The organism is Helicobacter saguini (genome assembly GCF_000762875.2).
Lineage (GTDB): Bacteria > Campylobacterota > Campylobacteria > Campylobacterales > Helicobacteraceae > Helicobacter_A > Helicobacter_A saguini.
Genome location: NZ_JRMP02000011.1, coordinates 44,719 through 62,058 on the forward strand (window position 1 = coordinate 44,719; position 17,340 = coordinate 62,058).

General features: G+C 34.8%; 15 protein-coding genes. 4 read left to right on the plus strand and 11 right to left on the minus strand.

The window, feature by feature from the left end; genetic code table 11:
• Positions 1–2 precede the first annotated feature (2 nt).
• On the plus strand, positions 3–2,180 hold the full coding sequence (locus LS64_RS07625) for a methyltransferase regulatory domain-containing protein (protein WP_034573984.1): 2,178 nt from the start codon (positions 3–5) through the stop codon (positions 2,178–2,180).
• A 62-nt stretch (positions 2,181–2,242) separates the two neighbouring features.
• Here LS64_RS07625 and LS64_RS07630 read toward each other — a convergent pair whose 3' ends face one another.
• From LS64_RS07630 to LS64_RS07645, 4 genes are all read right to left on the minus strand, one after another.
• On the minus strand, positions 2,243–2,797 hold the full coding sequence (locus tag LS64_RS07630) for a DUF2603 domain-containing protein (protein ID WP_237416224.1): 555 nt from the start codon (positions 2,795–2,797) through the stop codon (positions 2,243–2,245).
• Positions 2,752–3,735 (minus strand): ornithine carbamoyltransferase, encoded by a 984-nt coding sequence (gene argF, locus LS64_RS07635; protein ID WP_118949119.1) that lies wholly within the window; start codon positions 3,733–3,735, stop codon positions 2,752–2,754. The genes LS64_RS07630 and argF overlap by 46 nt, the downstream gene beginning before the upstream one ends.
• A gap of 149 nt (positions 3,736–3,884) precedes the next feature.
• Positions 3,885–5,366, minus strand: coding sequence for a replicative DNA helicase (gene dnaB, locus LS64_RS07640; RefSeq protein WP_052062695.1), 1,482 nt, complete (start codon positions 5,364–5,366; stop codon positions 3,885–3,887).
• Between the two features lie 97 nt (positions 5,367–5,463).
• Positions 5,464–5,715, minus strand: coding sequence for a hypothetical protein (locus LS64_RS07645; protein ID WP_034573688.1), 252 nt, complete (start codon positions 5,713–5,715; stop codon positions 5,464–5,466).
• An 86-nt stretch (positions 5,716–5,801) separates the two neighbouring features.
• Between LS64_RS07645 and LS64_RS07650 the strand changes: the two genes are divergently transcribed.
• On the plus strand, positions 5,802–7,814 hold the full coding sequence (locus LS64_RS07650) for a hypothetical protein (protein WP_034573685.1): 2,013 nt from the start codon (positions 5,802–5,804) through the stop codon (positions 7,812–7,814).
• Positions 7,815–7,891: 77 nt separating this feature from the next.
• On the opposite strand, the gene LS64_RS07655 is transcribed toward LS64_RS07650, so the two are convergent.
• The 7 genes from LS64_RS07655 to rplI all read right to left on the minus strand — a co-directional run bounded on the left by LS64_RS07655 (position 7,892) and on the right by rplI (position 13,886).
• On the minus strand, positions 7,892–8,470 hold the full coding sequence (locus LS64_RS07655; RefSeq protein WP_034573682.1) for a hypothetical protein: 579 nt from the start codon (positions 8,468–8,470) through the stop codon (positions 7,892–7,894).
• Positions 8,463–9,902, minus strand: coding sequence for an AAA family ATPase (locus tag LS64_RS07660; protein ID WP_034573679.1), 1,440 nt, complete (start codon positions 9,900–9,902; stop codon positions 8,463–8,465). Before LS64_RS07660 ends, LS64_RS07655 begins: the two co-directional genes overlap by 8 nt.
• Before the next feature lie 207 nt (positions 9,903–10,109).
• Positions 10,110–11,525 carry a glycosyltransferase N-terminal domain-containing protein gene (locus tag LS64_RS07665; protein WP_034573676.1) on the minus strand — a complete coding sequence of 472 codons (1,416 nt, stop codon included), beginning with the start codon at positions 11,523–11,525 and terminating at the stop codon, positions 10,110–10,112.
• Positions 11,526–11,626: 101 nt separating this feature from the next.
• The gene (locus tag LS64_RS07670; RefSeq protein WP_118988402.1) at positions 11,627–12,535 is read right to left on the minus strand and encodes an FkbM family methyltransferase; all 909 of its coding nucleotides are present in this window, start codon (positions 12,533–12,535) and stop codon (positions 11,627–11,629) included.
• Positions 12,536–12,591: 56 nt separating this feature from the next.
• A complete protein-coding gene (locus LS64_RS07675; protein WP_034572022.1) occupies positions 12,592–13,044 on the minus strand; it encodes a ribosome maturation factor RimP in 453 nt (150 codons plus the stop codon).
• Position 13,045: 1 nt separating this feature from the next.
• Positions 13,046–13,414: a 30S ribosome-binding factor RbfA gene (gene rbfA / locus LS64_RS07680; protein ID WP_034572019.1), complete on the minus strand. Its 369-nt coding sequence runs from the start codon at positions 13,412–13,414 to the stop codon at positions 13,046–13,048.
• A gap of 28 nt (positions 13,415–13,442) precedes the next feature.
• The gene (rplI, locus tag LS64_RS07685; protein WP_034572016.1) at positions 13,443–13,886 is read right to left on the minus strand and encodes a 50S ribosomal protein L9; all 444 of its coding nucleotides are present in this window, start codon (positions 13,884–13,886) and stop codon (positions 13,443–13,445) included.
• 70 nt (positions 13,887–13,956) lie between these two features.
• Between rplI and LS64_RS07690 the strand changes: the two genes are divergently transcribed.
• A complete protein-coding gene (locus LS64_RS07690; RefSeq protein WP_034572014.1) occupies positions 13,957–14,652 on the plus strand; it encodes a M48 family metallopeptidase in 696 nt (231 codons plus the stop codon).
• Between the two features lie 101 nt (positions 14,653–14,753).
• Positions 14,754–17,324, plus strand: coding sequence for a glutamine-hydrolyzing GMP synthase (gene guaA, locus LS64_RS14095; protein WP_237416223.1), 2,571 nt, complete (start codon positions 14,754–14,756; stop codon positions 17,322–17,324).
• Positions 17,325–17,340 lie beyond the last annotated feature (16 nt).

The following is a 17,340-nucleotide window of genomic DNA, read 5'->3' on the forward strand; positions in this document are numbered from 1 at the left end:
AAATGCAAAATAGTTGGAATCAAGGGTATTATACAGATTTGGAAGTCTATGATGGTTATACGCACGAGCTATCTCCGCTAAATATTGATTTAAATCTTACAATTGCTGGGTTTGATTGTGATTCTAGCCTTGAATACACAGAATCTAAAGGCACAAATCATCGTAAATATCGCCATTTTATTTCGAAACATTATAAGGATTTTTCGCAAGATTCTATAGAATCTAGTTTGAAAAATAAAGGGGATTCTATAGAATCTAACTCGCAAGAAGATTCTAAAAATTCTAATAATATAAAATCTAAGTTAGGAAATTTAGAAGATTCTACGAACCTAACGCCCACCCACCACCCTATTAATGAGAATAATATAGAATCTAAGTTAGGAAATTCGCAAGATTCTCACATTAAAGATTCTAAAAATTCTAACCTTTCGCCCACCCACCGCCCTTCTAAAGAAAACACCTTATCGCCCACCCACCACCCTATTATTAAAAATAAAAAACCAAACAAAATCGGCAGCCTAAAACCCTACAAATACCTAGAACTAGGCTTTGGCAAAGGCACAAGCCTAAATGTCCATGCCGCAAGTTCCTTAGCCACATTCATAGGCAATGACTTTAACCCCGCTCAAGCCCTATACGCACGCACTTTTGGCAGGGCAAGTGGCGCTGATATTAAAATCTATGATGATAGTTTCGCGGAGTTAGAATCTCGCCTTGATTCCACCATAGGAGTGGACGCCCCGGACTTCAAAAAGTTTGATTATATCGTGCTGCACGGCGTTTTCTCGTGGATTAATAAGGAAAATCAAGAGATAATTCTGCGAATTATTCGCAAATATTTAAAGCTAGGCGGCGTTGTGTATAATGGCTATAATTGTCTGCCCGGCTGGGCGTCTAAAATGCCTGCGCGGCACATTTTTGCATTGTATAATCAGTTCGCCCACGATGCGCCTTTTGATAGAATTACAAATTGTGTAACTTTTTTTGAGAAATTGTTAGCCTGTGAGCCTATGTTTTCTAAGTTAAATCCGCAAAACTTAGACTTTTTAGAACAAATGAAAAACCTGCCAAACTCCCAAAAAAGCTACATCGCACACGAGTATCTTAACGCTGACTGGGAGATTTTTTATTTTAGCGATATGGTGAAATTGCTTGATAAAGCGAAGCTAAGTTTCCTTTGCAGCGGGAAAGTAATTGAACATTTTGAGGAGTTTAGCATTACCGCAGAGGGCGTGGCATTCCTAAATACAATCGATAATAAGATTTTTAGAGAGCAGCTTAAGGATTATTTTATAAATCGGCAGTTTCGGGTGGATTTATTTGCGCGCGCTATGCGGCGTATTAGCATTTTTGAGGCGCGCGAAAAGCTATTAAATACCAAATTTATGCTAACGCGGCTTAAAAGCGAGTTTGATTTTAAGGCGGATACGGCGCGCGGCGTGATTGATTTAATGCGTGACAGATATGAAAATTTGCTTGAAATTCTTGCGTCTAGTGCGTATCAGCCAAAGAGTTTGCGTGAGATTATTACGCTATCAAGGCTTACTTTTCCACAGGCGATGAGTTCGATAATGGTTCTCATCCATCAAGGAATGGCAAGTGTGGCTCAAGATGTAAATGCGGCGATTTTATCGCAAACTAGGGCGTATAACGCGTTTTTGTTTAAGGAGCAAAGTATGCGTTTAAGTTCGCTTTATGTGGCGTCTCCTGTGGCGGCGTGCGCGGTTGTGATGAGTGAGAGTGAGCAGATTTTTGCAAAGGCGTATAATGAGCTGTGCGAGCGTGACGCTACTTTCGCTTCTTTTTTGGCTGAAAATAGCGGCGTGGAGAATAATTTGGTGGAATTGTTTAGTGCGTTAGAATCTAGTGTTGTGGCTTCTTTGGAATCGGGGGTTTTAGATTCTAACAATCGTGCTTCTTTAGAATCTAATTTAGATTCTATCGCTTTAGATTCTATCGCGTTTTCCCCTAGATTAAAAATAGATTCTAATAATAAAGAAACGTTAATTTCTTACCTTACGCAGTATGTTTTCGCGGCATTTAAACCGCAAGATAGAAAGCATGTAAAAAACGGACAGATTCTAGAAAGCGACAGCGAAAATCTAGCCGAAATCAAACGTCTAGCCACACAATTTATAGAATCTAAACTCACGCTTTACACCGCCCTCGCCATTTGCTAGATTCTATAAAAGTTTTGAAAATATTAGAATCTAAGTGTGAAAAGATTCCAAAATTACAATTCTTATGCAAAAAAGAGGTTCGGGTGTTTTAGGCGCACTTTTTTCGCTAGGATTTTCATATCAATAAAGGGGAGGTTGCCATTATCTAGCCGTTGAGATTCTAACTCGCTTAAGGCTACTGCCATTGCATCCTCTAAATCAAAGGGCATTAAATCGCGGATTGCATATCGCAGCATAATTTTTAGGCTCTCCTCGCGAGTATCTTGCAAAATGCTTAAAATATGCGTTATTGCCTCCTTTGGCAGCATGACAAACTCATCGCCCTCCTCGCTTTTAATGAAAGTCGCCTCATTTTCCTGCAAGCTCCCATGCACAAACCGCAGGGCAAAAGTGTCGTTATCCAAGCCTTTCAAATAGGCGATATTATCCGCGCTATTAAGGCTAGCGGCGAGTTTTTGCGGGTCGTATTTAGAATCTTTTCGCTCCGCCTTAGAAGCCTTAGAAGCCTTAGAATTAGAATCTTTAGAATCTAAAATGCCCTTAGATTCCATAGAATCAAGCTTAAAAGATTCTATATTTGTAGTGTCGCTTTTTTGCTGTTTTGTGAATCTAGCCATACCATTACTCCTTTTTGCGCATGCAGGCGGTTGTGCGCCTCTTGTATAATGCGACTTTGCGCTCCATCTATCACATCTTCGCTCACTTCTAATCCGCGATATGCCGGCAGACAATGCAAGAAAATCGCGCCCTTTTCTGCCAAGCTCATCACTTTAGAATCTACTTTATAATCCTTAAAATCTTTCATCCTTTGCTCTTTCTCCGCTTCTTGTCCCATGCTAACCCACGTATCAGTCGTAATCACATTTGCACCCTTTGCTACTTCAAAAATATCTTCGCATAAAGTGATTTTTGCCCCGCTAGATTCAGCATTTTTGTAAGCAATATCTAGAATCTCCTTTTTAGGAGAATATGCTTTAGGACAAGCTAACCGCAGCTCAAAGCCAAGTTTGCTAGCTAGCATAAGCCAAGAATTTGCCATATTATTCCCATCGCCGATATATGCTACAATCGGCTGTGAGACGCACTTTTGTGGCGTGTTTAGAATCTTATTATCAACATAGATTCCATTCTCAATCATTGTTAGATAATCAGCCAAAAGCTGCATAGGGTGAAAGGCGTCACTCAAACCATTGATGACAGGCACACTCGAATACTTCGCAAACTCCAAAAGCCGCTCGTGCATGTGCGTGCGAATCATTATCATATCCACCATCGAGCTAATCACAGCCGAGCTATCGCGGATAATCTCGCCACGCCCTAGCTGCAAATCGCTATTTGATAGGAAAATGCCAAAACCACCAAGCTGATAGATTCCAACCTGAAAGCTAACGCGCGTTCGTGTGGAGCTTTTCTCAAAAATCATAGCTAAGGTTTTACCCGCTAAATAGGGCGTTTGCTCTCCACGCTCGTGCTTATGCTTTATATCAATGGCAAGTTTTAGCATAGCCAAAATCTCATCTTTGCTAAAATCATTTATCGTTAGAAAATGCCGCATTTTACGCCTTTATCTGCCCTATTTATTAGAATCTTAGTTGTGTTTTAAACTTAAAAATATACTTAAAAAAATATAATATTGCAATAAAAAATACCTAAAAATCAAATATTTATATTATTGCATAAAGATTCCATAAAATACATGATATTTCAAAAACTTGGCATTTCGCTGCTGTCGATTTGCTCGTCAATTTGAAAGTCGTTAAATGAGTCGATGTTGAATGTCGTGGCGTTTTGCATGGCTAATGTGTTTAGTTTGTCTTCGTTTTTGTCTTGGAATAGTGTGTATTGTTTTTTGTATTCGATTTTGATAGTTTTTGTTTCGCCGTTTCGATTTTTGGCTAGGATTAGCTCGACATCTTCTATGAGTGGGGCTTTGTGGATTTCTATTTGCTCTTTTGGCACGCCCTCTTTTTGTTTTTTCTTGGCGTTTTGCTTAGATTCTCGCTCTTTATAGACTTCATCTCTATATAAAAATATGATTATATCAGCGTCTTGCTCGATTGCACCGCTCTCTCTTAAATCCGATAATATCGGGCGTTTGTCTTCGCGACTTTCTAGTGTTCTATTTAGCTGGGAGAGTGCTATTATGGGCATTTTTACCTCACGTGCTAGGTTTTTTAAGCCACGGCTAATTTCAGCGATTACTTCATGTCTTGCCCACGCATTAGATTTTTCCGCACCTTCCATTAGTTGCAGGTAGTCTATCATTATGACTTTTACGCCGCTATCTTTGCTGCTTAATTTGCGGATTTTGGAGCGAAGTCCTGCTAATGTGATATTTGTGCTATCATCAATGTAAAAGTTTGCTTTGTCGCATAGCTCGCTTGATGTTTGGCTTAGTCGTTGCAATTCGTTATCGTCCAAATCGCCCAAACGCAACTTTTGCAATGGAATCTGGCTTCGTGCCGACATCATTCTTAGCATTAATTGCTCACCTGGCATTTCAAGGCTAAATAGTGCAATGCCTTCGCCACTTGCTAGCATTTTTAACGCCATACTAAGAATTAGTGCCGTTTTTCCCATTCCTGGTCGTGCGCCGATTACGATTAAATCGCCCGCATTAAAGCCTGTAGTAGCGATATTTAGCTCGCTAAAGCCCGTGTCAATGCCTTTTAGTGCCCCTTCTCTTGCCTTATTTAGCTTGATTAGCTCTAGTGCGGCGGCTATTACTTCACGTGCGTCCCTAAAGTCGCTTTGATAGTCATCTAGGCTTAACGCATACACATTTTTTTCGACTATTTCTAGTATATCTTTTGCCTGTGCGCCATCTTTCATGCTTTCATCGCGGATTTGGCTGGCTAGTTTTATTAAAGCACGATTCATTGAAGCGTTTTTAATCTCTTTTGTGTAAGTGTCTATATCGGCAATGGGCGATTCTGCGGCGATGTTGGCTATGTCATCTAGACTTACATCCATTGATTTTTTGATTTCCATACATAAAATCTCTGGACTTACCGCCTTATTTTCCTTACGCAATGTCCCAAAGGCTTGAAACATCTTTGCGTGCAAAGGTTGTAAAAAGTCCTTAGATTCTATAAAATCTGCCACATCATCAAACTTATCAGGGTTAAAAAGTATGGCAGATAGGACTACTCGCTCAATTTTTAGGATAATGTCGTTATTTTGCATATTATAAACCTTATATGTATTAAATTTATTAGAATCTTATATAAAAAGTACTGGTTTATTTTGGATATTTCTAAAAATAAATTATATTAAAATCTATTTAATTTATAGAATCTAGATGAAAGCTATCACTAAATATAGGTTTCAAACCTAAATCTTTTGGTATAAACTCAATTAAAACCACATGTCCTACCTGTAATATATCACCTTTTTTTATTATTTTTCCATGTTGATAAAGTCGTTTTTTATCTAAAATCTTTTGAGTTTGCGCGTTAGTATATCCTAAACGTCTTAAAAACTTAGTAGCTTTAATAGATTCTGTAATATTATATTCGCATTCACAAAAACCCATAAATTATCCTTTTTTATATTTTAATAAAATTTATAGAATCTAAATTGTATTTTTATCTTATAATATCCAAAATAAAAGGAGAAAATATGAGTAGCGTTAGCATTCTAAATCAGTTTTTAAGCGAGTATAACGAGCTTTATTACAAGAGTTTGAATAAGGCGGCAAAGGATAATCTAAGCGATGGGCTAAATGAAATTCGTCAAGTAGAAAAGATTATGACTAATCCTAAATTCCACCCCACCGCTGAGCTAAAAGGATTCTATAAAGCCTTAAAAGAGCGATATAGCGAGGCTTATAGCGTGTATCTTTTGGGTAGTAGTGCATTATCTAAGATTATTTTTATCAATGTTTTGGCTAAAGATTCTATCATTCCTATTAGTAATAACGCCCTTTTGGCTAAGAAATTTATTATTAAATATAATGCGAGTAATTCCTTTGTGCGTGCTTATTTTTACAAGGCTGATATGATGCCTATTAATTTGCATACATTTGATATGAGTTTATTAGATGATGTCGAGTATTTTGAAGTGTTTTGTAATGCTGAGATTTTGAAAAATATTGAGATTATAAAAGATTGTGATACTTTGGATAAAAAGGCGTTAAAAGATTCTAAAAGTGCGGATTTAATCCTTTGGATATATGATTTAAAAAGTAAGATTAATAAAGTTGATATTGTAGAAAAAATATTAAAAAAGAAACAAAGTATTACGATACTAACGCATATTAATAAGACTTATGAGGAGCAAGAACTACTTGAGCTAATATCAAGCGAGAGTAAAAATCTAGATAAAACCTTTGGGCTAAATGATATTTATGATATAAATTTATGGAATCTTTTTTATGAATATCGCTTGGATGAAAAATTTGTATTTTATAAAACCTTTGGCACACTTAATAAACAAGCCATTTTAAGTAAGACTAAGAGTTTAGAAAATGCCCTAAATTCTTTAAAAAATGCCAAAACAAATATAGAATCTTTTTACTCACAAAAAGAAGAAAACCCTACACTACAAACAAATGATAAAACATCAAGCGATAAGCTAAGTAAAATTAGTGAGCTTATAGAATCTAAGCTAAAATTTGCCCGAAATAAACGCAGCAAAACCTTGCTAAAAGAAGCCCTAAATCAAAATAAGCTAGTAGATTCTCACTATAAGATTCTATTCCAGCATTATAAAAGCCTTGATAATGCCTATCACGCCGCGACTTTGAAGCTAATTAGCAAGTTTTTGCAATTAAATGACCAATTTAATAAAGATGTGCGAAATACCATTAGCAAAAGCATTAAAAAATATTTAGATTCTATCGTAGATTCTATACTTGATAATATTGAAGTAATTAAGGTGCGAACGCGTCCGGCAAATCCTAGCTTTTTTGATAATCTTACAAATAGGCTTATTGTGTATAATAGCTTTCAGGTAAATAGCGATGGGATTTTTAAGGAGCTATTAGATTCACAAAGCTTTTTGGCTAGAAAACACAAAAGTTTAATTACGCGTATAAATCATTTTAATATCTATATCGAGCAAAATATACAAGATTCCCTGCGGGACTTTGGGAATGTGGTGCAAGAGTGGATAGAAAAAGGGCATCATTTAGTGCTGCAAAAAAAGCCAAATGTGATAAGTATGGATACATATTTTAGCCTAGAAGAGTTTAATTTGGGTGCGTTTAATCGCCTTACGGCTACGCATTTTGATACGCTTAAAGATTATGTGGATAACATTCACACAAGGCTTTTGACGCTTAGTATTTGGGTGGATACGACTAAAAAGATTTTGCTAGAGTGCGTGATACAAAAATTGAATGATAAATTTCAAAATGATAAGAATCTAGCAAAAGAGCGACAAGTCGCACAGATAAAGGCAGTGGATAGAGATTTTATAATAGATTCTATAATTGAGTTTTTACCTTTGGAAATAAGCAATTTATTCTGCACTTTAGGCTCAAAGGAATTTAGCGCAATTTCCACACTTTTAACCAACGAGAGTAAAGAAAACGAGAAACTTATCCGTAGTAAGGGACGCGAAATAATGGAACTCCGCCAAAGTATGAAAATGGCAACCAGACTAATACAAACAAATGATGTGAGTGAATAATAATATAGAATGGCAATTGCAAGATTTTACAAAACTCAAATTTATTTCTTTAATATTAAATTTCCATTTGTCATTTTTCATCTTTTGTTAAAAAATTCATAACCATCACTACATATATGAATCTTGTTGGTAATTTCAATTTCTCTAAAAATAATATTTTCTTGTGTGATATTTTTTATGTGTGTGGATTTTTTATTTGAAATAGGAGGTTTTGGATAGATATAATACAACTTTATTATAGAATCTAAATTGATACTTTCAAAGTCGTTGTTTTCAAAATAATATACATAAGAATGCAGCAGATAATGCAAAAATAATTTGGAAGATTTAAACTGCTCTATCGCTTTTTTTAAATGTTTATCGCAATAACTTGATTTTAACTCACATAAAGCAATTTGCAAATTATTATTAATATTCATAAACACAATAAAGTCGCAAAAACAATTTGTAGAAATTTTATCAAATAAATCTATTGTATGTATATTCTCAAATTGCCTTATAATAACAATATCATCTTTATTTTTAAATGTAAAATGAATTTCTTTTATGGCGCTACATTCAGCATTTTCTTTAACAATAAAATTGCTACCTTTTGGTAAGATTTTTAAATCTTTATGTAAGGCATTTTGTAAATCCTTAAGTGCTACATTATTCATTTAGATTCTCACTTTTCAACACTTCTTCAAAAATTAAGCCCTGATTTTCATTTTGCGTATCGATAGGTTCATCAAAAGTCTTCATAAAAATGCCCTGTTTAGAATCTATTTTTATAGAATCTAGCACATTTTTGCCCTTTTTATTTTCCGCGATATAGGCTCGCACCTTATTAGATTCTAACTTTAATTCCTTTGTATAGCCTTCTAAATTTGCGATTTGTTTATCACTTAGATTATTTAGCATAATGCAGTTACTAAACTCACGCACGATATAATCACTATGCGTAGTGATAAAGACTTTGACCCCCGCATTTACTAGCAATACCAAAAGACGCGCGACTAAGATTTGATTTTTAGGATGCAAATTTAGCTCTGGCTCATCTATCATTAGAATCTGATTTGGCTGAGCTATATGCAAAATGTAATAATTTAGCATTAAAAGCGAACGCACCGAACTAGAAGAAATTTCAATATTATAAGCCTTTTTAGATTTTTTAGGTTGAAATAAGATTCCAGCATCCGTAGCCTTATATTTACCACCTAAGATTTTTGCTAAAAGATTAAAAATTTCTTTATATTTTTCTTTTTCTTTTTTAAACATACTTTCTTTTTTAGCAATTTGCTTTATATTTCTAATAAAATCAATATTATCACGCACAGGCTTTGGATATAACTCTTGTTTTTCTTTTACTTCTTCTTCCATATTAAGTAATTTTATGCGAGCTTGTGTTGTGAGTTCCTTGATAGTCTTTAGCTGTGCTAGGCTAATAAAATCAAGCTCTTCTCTAAATATAGCCGCTCCTGTTCTCTCAACGCTTAAAATAAAATGTTCTGGCAACAAATTTATCAAGATATACTCAAATATTTGATGTATATATATATCCAAACTCTCCTTTTTATCTTTATACAAATCTACTATGGTTATAGTTAAAAACTCTTCATTAATATCAAATTTAAATATACTATTAAAAGTAGGTGGAATATTATTCAAAGTTGTTTTTATAGATTGTTTGAGTTTATCTAAAGTTATAAAATTGATACTAAATGTAGAATCTAAAAAATCACTCCTTTTTCCTGCTAACATTTCATTTAGGTAAAAATCTACATAAATCTTTTCTTTTTTACGCATAGATGCTTCAAATTTTTCCTTGATTTCTTCAAATGATAACTTTACAACATCATCAATTTGAATATCTATTTTACTATCTTTTAATTTTTTATATTTATCCATATTTCTCATCATTTTATCAAAATCTTTTGCTGTAGTTTCAAGAGTATTTTTTTGTATATTTCGCATAAAATCTAAAAATCCATAAAGACTATAAGTAGCATAAGTTTTCCCGGTATTATTTTCCCCGCAAATAAGGCTTAACTCTCCCACTTCAAACTCTGCAGAATCTAGCATACCTATGTTTTTTAAGCTTATTTTCATTTTTTATCCTTTTAAAAGTGTAATTTTAACAAAGTTTTTTAAGTTTGCAAATACCATTTATTAAAGCTTTTTTTATTGTTTGAAGTTTGCTTTTATTTTTATAAAACTAGATTCCTTAAATATATTATTACCTTTGCATTGTATATGATTTAGGTTAAAGAGTTTTGGTTGCGTGTATAGTTTCTTTGAGATTTAAAATCTGTGTTATTATTCTAAAATTTCGTTTAGTATTTCTTTAGAATCTAGGGCGATTTGGGCGGTGTATAGGGCGTTGTAGTTTTTTAAAATTTCAAAAATTTCACTAGATTCTATAATGTAGTAATTTTGCACACAGGAAAATAGGGCGTTTTGATTAAAAATTTCTTTACCGCTAAGTAGGATATTGTGAAATGCGGCTGGCTCTAGTGGATTATGCCCACCAACGCTAGCAAAGCCGCCGCCTAAAATCACAATATCGCTTATCGCGTAAAAATTAATTAGCTCGCCTAAAGTATCAATTATTAGAACTTTTTGTGTGATTTTATTCAAATCTATGGGGTTAGATTCTATAACTTTTTGTGTATTAAGTTGGGAATTTTGTAACTTAGAATCTTGGTTTTGCAAATTAGATTCTATAATTTTTTCTTTAAATTGTTGTGAATTTTGTAACTTTTTAGAATCTAAAATCTCGCTAAATTTTATCGTTGAAAAATATTTTTTACAAGTATTATATACGCTAAGAAATCTTTCTGGATGACGTGGAACTACGATAAATAGGGCGTTTTTAGCCTGTTTTAAATCTTTATTTATATGGCTTGTAGGAGCAAAATTATGCAGTTTAGATTCTATAAATTCTTTAGAATCTATGTTAGAATCTTGCAACTTAGATTCTATAACTTTATCCCAAAAAAGTTGCAATTTTTCTAACTCTTTTAGAATCTGCTCTTCTTCACTCAAAGGTTTATCCGCGTGCGTGCTAGCAGCCAAAATCACAAGTCGCTCTGGCTTAATGTAGCATTTTGTAACATTTATATCATTGAGTGCCTTTATATTGCCTATAATTTTCACATTTTTCGCGTTTAAAGACTCCAAGCGAATTTTATCAATTTCACTTTGAGCGAGTATAGAATCTATAAAGCTAAAAAGGTAGCTATAAAAAAACTTTAGTTTGCGATAACGTGGGAAGCTCCGCGTAGAAATTCGCGCATTTATTAGCTTAGTTTTCGCGCCATTTTTTTTAGCTAAATAAAAAAGCATTAGCCATAATTCTGCCTCAAAAACAAATAATTTTTCACATTTTGGTGCTACAAAAGGTAACAGAGATTCAAAAGCAAGGTAACTAATCGTAACATTTTTTCTGCTTCCATATAATTTTTTAGCCTGTGAAAATCCTGTGTGTGTGATTACACTTAAGAAAATATTTTTATCAAAAGTTATAGAATCTAGAATTTTTTGTAAAGAATTTACTTCACCAAAAGAGCAAACATGTATCCAAATATGAAACTTTTTGTCCTTAAAGTTAGTCGGTTTAAAGAATCTAAGCGGGATACTTTCCTTATATTTTTCCTTAAAAGTTAGAAAAATTAGAACAGGAAGAGCTAAAATATGCAGAAAACAAATTAAAAAATAATAAATATAAATCATTTTTAAAGCCAAAAGTTATAAATTTTACGTAAAGGAAGATAAAAAATCTCCTTTTTATATAGCACAATTATAACAAATTTGAAAGATTCTAAAACAAACTTTTACACAAAAATAATTCTATCGTCTTTTACAAACATAATATCCCAGCCGTTTTGAAATAAGATTCTATATCCTTTTTGTCGCAGTAAATCAATGATTTCACGCTTCGTAGATTCTATAAAGTTATGCTCAATTGTCATAAGACCAAAGCTATATTTATCAAAATCAATGCCCTTTAGCACATCTAGCTCACCACCCTCAATATCAAGGGATAGAAAATCAATATGTGTTACATTTGGATAATGTGCCATCAGCTCATTAAAGGTAGTCGTTTGCACCTCGATATACTCCACATTCATCTTGGCTGAATCTTCCATGCGTTTCTTATGAGCATCACTCAAGGTAAGCTCTAGTGAATCTAGCACAGAAGTCGCATCATTTGTAATGGCAAATCGCGTCTTGCCGATATTTTCGCTAAACACAGCGACATTGTAGCAGTCACATTTGCGATTTTGTCGCAAAGTCTCAAAAGTCTTAGGATTAGCCTCGACACAAAAGCCCTGCCAGCCGAGCTTCTCAAACATATAAGTGTTATTGATATTCACACCATCATGTGCGGCGATGTCGGCAAAAAAGCCATCTTTTTTACCCTTAAAAATCACATAAGCGATTAAATCTTGCCCAAGCTGCCCGCGATATGGCACACCTTGAATTTGGCTTTGCCACATAATATCAAGGAGGCTCACGGCTTTGCTAATAGGATTTTGATAAATGCCATCATAAAGTATGGGCTCTGTAAGTATATAAGTGCGGTAAATGGGGATATTTAAGATTCTATAACGATATCTAACATACTCTACCCCCCCCCCCCCCGTTGCATTTAGCACTTGTCTTTCACGTTTAAATAGCGAAATGTTAAATAATCTTACATCTTTTGAGCCGTGATTTTTTATAACTTGAAAAAATTTCATAGGTGTCCTTTTGGTGGGAATATTTAAAGACCGACCATTATATAATAAATATATGTTTATGAGTTAAACTCAAAAAATGTTTTAACTTTTTTGCATTCGCTAAGTGGGATTTGTAAGGTTTTGGAATCTTTAGAATCTTTTACTTCCACGCTTAAAATATTATCTTTAAAGTCTTTTAAAATGCCCTTAATTGTGCTTTTATCATTCATTTTTATTTGTATTAAATCATTTTTGCTTAGTAAAAAATGTCGTTCTTTTTTTAGCACTCGCTCTAGCCCTGGTGAGCTTACTTCTAGTGTGTAGTTTTCTAGCTCTTGACATTCCACATCAAGTAAGGGCGAGATTAAATTTGTGATATTTTCGCAGTCTTGCAAATTTACTCCGCCTTTTTTGTAAAGAGAGATTCTAAGAAGCATTTCATCATTTTCTTTCAATAATTCTATATCGTATAATTTTAAACCTTTAGATTCTATAACTTTTTCTAAAATTTCATATAATTTTTCTAACATTCTAGTTTCCTTTAGAATCTTTTGCATGAATTTGCTTAAAAATATCATCAAGACGATTTTGTATCTGCAAACTATCATCAAAAACAAGCGTAAAATTTGGTGAATGATACCACGACGTAGCACTTAGCACATATTCTTTAAGCAAATGTTTTGCCTTATTAAACGCATTTAGAATCTGCGTTTGCTCCTGCTTTGTAATATCACTTGCATTGACAAAAATTTTTGCATCATGCTTGCCTTTCGAGCATTTCACCGCGATAATTTCTAGGGTATTTAGCCTATCATCATCTAAATTTGTCATCGCACCACTTATAATCTCAAGCAAAAAGGCTTCTTTTCTAGCCTGTAAAATCTTAGTTCTATCTCTCATTTTTACCCCTTTTGATTCTATATAGAATCTACTCCCCAACAATTTCTAATTTCATCTGGCTACTTAGCCCAAAGCCTAGCTTGACATTCACTTTATAGCTGCCAAGCTCTTTTATTTGCGGGATTTCAAAGGCTTTTTTATCAATGCTAATTCGATATTGCTTTTCTAGCTCACTTGCGATTTCTTCTTTTGTTATCGAGCCAAAAAGATGCTTATTTGCCCCTGTTTTTTTGGCGATTTTAAGCGTGATTTCGCCTAGTTTTCCTTGCATTTGTTTTGCTTCGGCTTCTTGCAGTGCTTTAGTTTCGGCGATTTTACGCTGTTCAGCCTTATATTTATTCAAAACTTCGTTTGTGGCGGCTTTTGCCAAGCCTTTTGCGATTAAAAAGTTTTGCGCGTAGCCGTCTTTGACATCTTTGATTTCGCCTGCCTTGCCCAAGTTTGCGACATCTTTCACTAGCAATACTTTCATTTTTTCTCCTTAAATTCATAGTTTTTTGCTACTATTGCAAGGCTATATTTTAGCTAAAAAAGGATGTTTTTTGCAAGAATTTTTAGGGCTTAAATACGATATAAAATCAAGTCGGCGCGTAAAAGATGGCTTTAGAATCACTACTTCTTCAAATGGTCATTTGCTATTCAAATTCCCGCGTAGCACGGCTTTTAAGGACAATTTGGCGCGTGAATATATGCAGCAAAATTTTGACTACATAATGAATACTTTTAAGCGGCTAAAAGAGCGTGAAGAGCGCGCAAAAGTCCGCATTGAGCGTGAAAGACAAGAGCAAGAAAATTATATAGAATCTTACTTGCAAAATAATGTCAATTCGCTGTTTATCTTTGGGAAATCTTATGATGTTGCGACTTTGAGTGTAGAATCTTTAAGCCAGATTCTATATGATAAGGCTTTGGGGCTTTTAGATTCTATCGCTGAATTAATGGATTTAGAGCATCCGCCGCTAAAGATTAGCTATTGCAAGGGCTATTTGGGGCAGTGTCGGCGAGATGTTATTAAGATTGATTATCGAAATGTGCTAAGTAATGAAGACTTACTCTCATATTTAATCGTGCATGAGCTTTCACACCTAAGGCACATGGACCACTCGCCGCGATTTTGGGCGCATGTCGCTCGCTACTATCCACGCTACAAAGCCGCCAAAAAAGAGCTAATCACAATCACAAAATACCACACGCAGATTCTAAAACATTACGACTTATTACCGGAAAAATTGCGATAGAAATGCTAAAACTACGATTTTGAATATAAATCCACGCCTTTATCAAAGTGGAAAATTATAATCTTTTTGCTAAAATTGCTAAAAATTTTAAAAGGCATGGCATGGAAGATTCTAAAAATCGTGTGAATTCTAAGTTGGGTTGTATAAATGTGGAGATTTTGGTGTTGGATTTTGGCTCGCAGGTGACGCAGTTAATTGCTAGGAGATTGCGTGAAGTGGGGGTTTATACTGAGATTGTGCCTTATTTTGAAAATATAGATTCTATAAAGGCTAAAAAGGCTAAGGGGATAATTTTAAGTGGTGGTCCTGCTAGCGTTTATGAAAAGGATGCTTTTAAGCCAGATTCTGCGATATTTAGTCTTGGTGTGCCGATTTTAGGAATTTGCTATGGTATGCAATATATCGCTTATCATTTCGGTGGAAAGGTCACTAGGGCTAGTAAGCAAGAGTTTGGCAAGGCAAATTTGCATATTATAGAATCTAATAATTTTTTGGAGACTAATTATGCGTTAGAATCTAATCATACTTTAGAATCTAAAAATATAGAATCTAAACAACAATTAGAATCTAATACGCAAGATTCTATAGATTCTACAAACATTACAAAATCTAAGCAAACTTTAGAATCTAATCACAAACAAGATTCTAAAAATCCAACAAATATAACTGAATCTAAAAAAGATTCTAAAAACATAGAATCTAAACAAGATTCCAAAATAGATTCTATAAAAAATCAAGATTCTATAAATTCCAAACAAGATTCCATAAATATAGAATCCAAACTCACAAAAAAGCAAAGTTTTATCATCCAAAATCTAAGCAAGTTTATTAGTGCAAATTCTAGCAAGATAAATAAGTTTAAGACGATGTTAAAAAATGCGGTGTATGCGGATTTTACTATCCAAAATGCGACTAATAAAACCTTGCAAGAAACCTTGCAAAAAATGCTATTTGAAACGGAATTTACACTTAAAGAAGAAGGCGGGTCGCTAAATAGCGTATTTGTCGGCATTAGCGGTGACGTTAATGGGAAGGAAAATATCCAAAATATTATAGAATCTAACACGAAAAATACAAGCATTATCACGGCATTTGATATAAACAAAGATAATGAAAATATGCAAATTAGTGTGCTTGGCATAAGTTTTAGTAATTATAGCAATGAAAATATCGATGATATAATAGCGCGACTTAGCCGCGTGGAAGCAAAGCAAATGCGGCACACGCAAAGCCTTTTGCAAGATTGCGATAATGTGAAAGGTATCTTAGAATCTAGTTTCAGCCTTAGTGAGTGGTTTTATCATATAGATTCTAGCTTTTTAGAATCTAGCCTGTTTCGCGGCGTAGGGCAAGATTCTATCGTGTGGATGAGCCACGCTGATAAGGTGGAATCTTTGCCGCAGGGCTTTGTGGAGCTTGCTAGTAGCGAAAATACGCATTATTGCGTGATAGCGGATTTTAAACGCAAGATTTATGCGATGCAGTTTCATCCAGAGGTCGCGCACACGCAGTTTGGGGGCGTTATGCTGCGGAATTTTGCGGTAAATATTTGCGGATGCGATACAAGTTGGAATATGAAAAATTTTGCACGTTTTGAGATTGAAAAGTTGCGTGAAAAAGTCATGTTGAGCGATAGCGAAACATCTAATAAATCGTCATTGCGAGGCGAAGCTAAAGCAATCCATAAAGATTCTAAAAAAATACAGAATCTAGATTCTAAAAACACACAAGATTCTAAAGCCCTTTCGCCCACCCACCACCCTATTAATAATAAAGTCTTGTGTGCGGTAAGCGGCGGAGTTGATTCTAGCGTTGTGGCGACTTTGCTTTATCGCGCTATCGGCGATAATTTAATCCCGGTTTTTGTCGATACTGGGCTACTTAGAAGTGGCGAGAGACAAGCGGTAGAAAAAATGTTTAAGGAAAATTTAAAAGTGCCACTAATCACAATCAATGCCGAGAGCGTATTTTTAGGGAAGCTAAAGGGCGTAACAGAGCCTGAAAAGAAACGCAAGATTATCGGCGAAACATTTATCGAAGTTTTCGAAAAAGAAGCCAAAAAGCACAACACAAAAGGCGAAATCAAATACCTAGCGCAAGGCACTTTATACCCAGATGTGATAGAATCTGTAAGCGTAAAAGGACCAAGCAAAACCATAAAAAGCCATCACAATGTCGGCGGACTGCCTGAATGGATGAAATTTGAGCTAATAGAGCCGCTGCGAGAGCTATTTAAGGATGAAGTGCGTGCGTTAGGGCGAGAGCTAAATATGCCAGAGTCTATGCTAATGCGACATCCATTTCCAGGACCGGGCTTAGCGATACGCATTTTAGGCGAGGTAAATAAGGAATCTTTGGAATTGTTACGCAGGGCAGATTCTATATTTATAGAATCTTTACACGCTTTTGGTTTATACAACGAAGTGTGGCAGGCATTTTGCGTATTGCTGAATGTCAAAAGTGTCGGCGTGATGGGCGATAATCGCACCTATGATAATACAATCGCTTTAAGGGCTGTGAGTGCAAGTGATGGAATGACGGCGAGCTTTTCGCACCTGCCTTTTGAGTTTTTAGAATCTGTTAGCAATCGCATAATTAACGAAGTTAGTGGCATAAACCGCGTAGTCTATGACATCACTTCAAAACCCCCGGGGACTATCGAGTGGGAGTAGAAACATTAACCTTAAT

Excerpts from the sequence above, each read along its gene's own strand:
- LS64_RS07625 (WP_034573984.1), top strand. The coding sequence starts at position 3 with ATGCAAAATAGTTGGAATCAAGGGTATTATACAGATTTGGAAGTCTAT.
- LS64_RS07630 (WP_237416224.1), bottom strand. The coding sequence starts at position 2,797 with ATGGCTAGATTCACAAAACAGCAAAAAAGCGACACTACAAATATAGAA.
- argF (WP_118949119.1), bottom strand. The coding sequence starts at position 3,735 with ATGCGGCATTTTCTAACGATAAATGATTTTAGCAAAGATGAGATTTTG.
- dnaB (WP_052062695.1), bottom strand. The coding sequence starts at position 5,366 with ATGCAAAATAACGACATTATCCTAAAAATTGAGCGAGTAGTCCTATCT.
- LS64_RS07645 (WP_034573688.1), bottom strand. The coding sequence starts at position 5,715 with ATGGGTTTTTGTGAATGCGAATATAATATTACAGAATCTATTAAAGCT.
- LS64_RS07650 (WP_034573685.1), top strand. The coding sequence starts at position 5,802 with ATGAGTAGCGTTAGCATTCTAAATCAGTTTTTAAGCGAGTATAACGAG.
- LS64_RS07655 (WP_034573682.1), bottom strand. The coding sequence starts at position 8,470 with ATGAATAATGTAGCACTTAAGGATTTACAAAATGCCTTACATAAAGAT.
- LS64_RS07660 (WP_034573679.1), bottom strand. The coding sequence starts at position 9,902 with ATGAAAATAAGCTTAAAAAACATAGGTATGCTAGATTCTGCAGAGTTT.
- LS64_RS07665 (WP_034573676.1), bottom strand. The coding sequence starts at position 11,525 with ATGATTTATATTTATTATTTTTTAATTTGTTTTCTGCATATTTTAGCT.
- LS64_RS07670 (WP_118988402.1), bottom strand. The coding sequence starts at position 12,535 with ATGAAATTTTTTCAAGTTATAAAAAATCACGGCTCAAAAGATGTAAGA.
- LS64_RS07675 (WP_034572022.1), bottom strand. The coding sequence starts at position 13,044 with ATGTTAGAAAAATTATATGAAATTTTAGAAAAAGTTATAGAATCTAAA.
- rbfA (WP_034572019.1), bottom strand. The coding sequence starts at position 13,414 with ATGAGAGATAGAACTAAGATTTTACAGGCTAGAAAAGAAGCCTTTTTG.
- rplI (WP_034572016.1), bottom strand. The coding sequence starts at position 13,886 with ATGAAAGTATTGCTAGTGAAAGATGTCGCAAACTTGGGCAAGGCAGGC.
- guaA (WP_237416223.1), top strand. The coding sequence starts at position 14,754 with ATGGAAGATTCTAAAAATCGTGTGAATTCTAAGTTGGGTTGTATAAAT.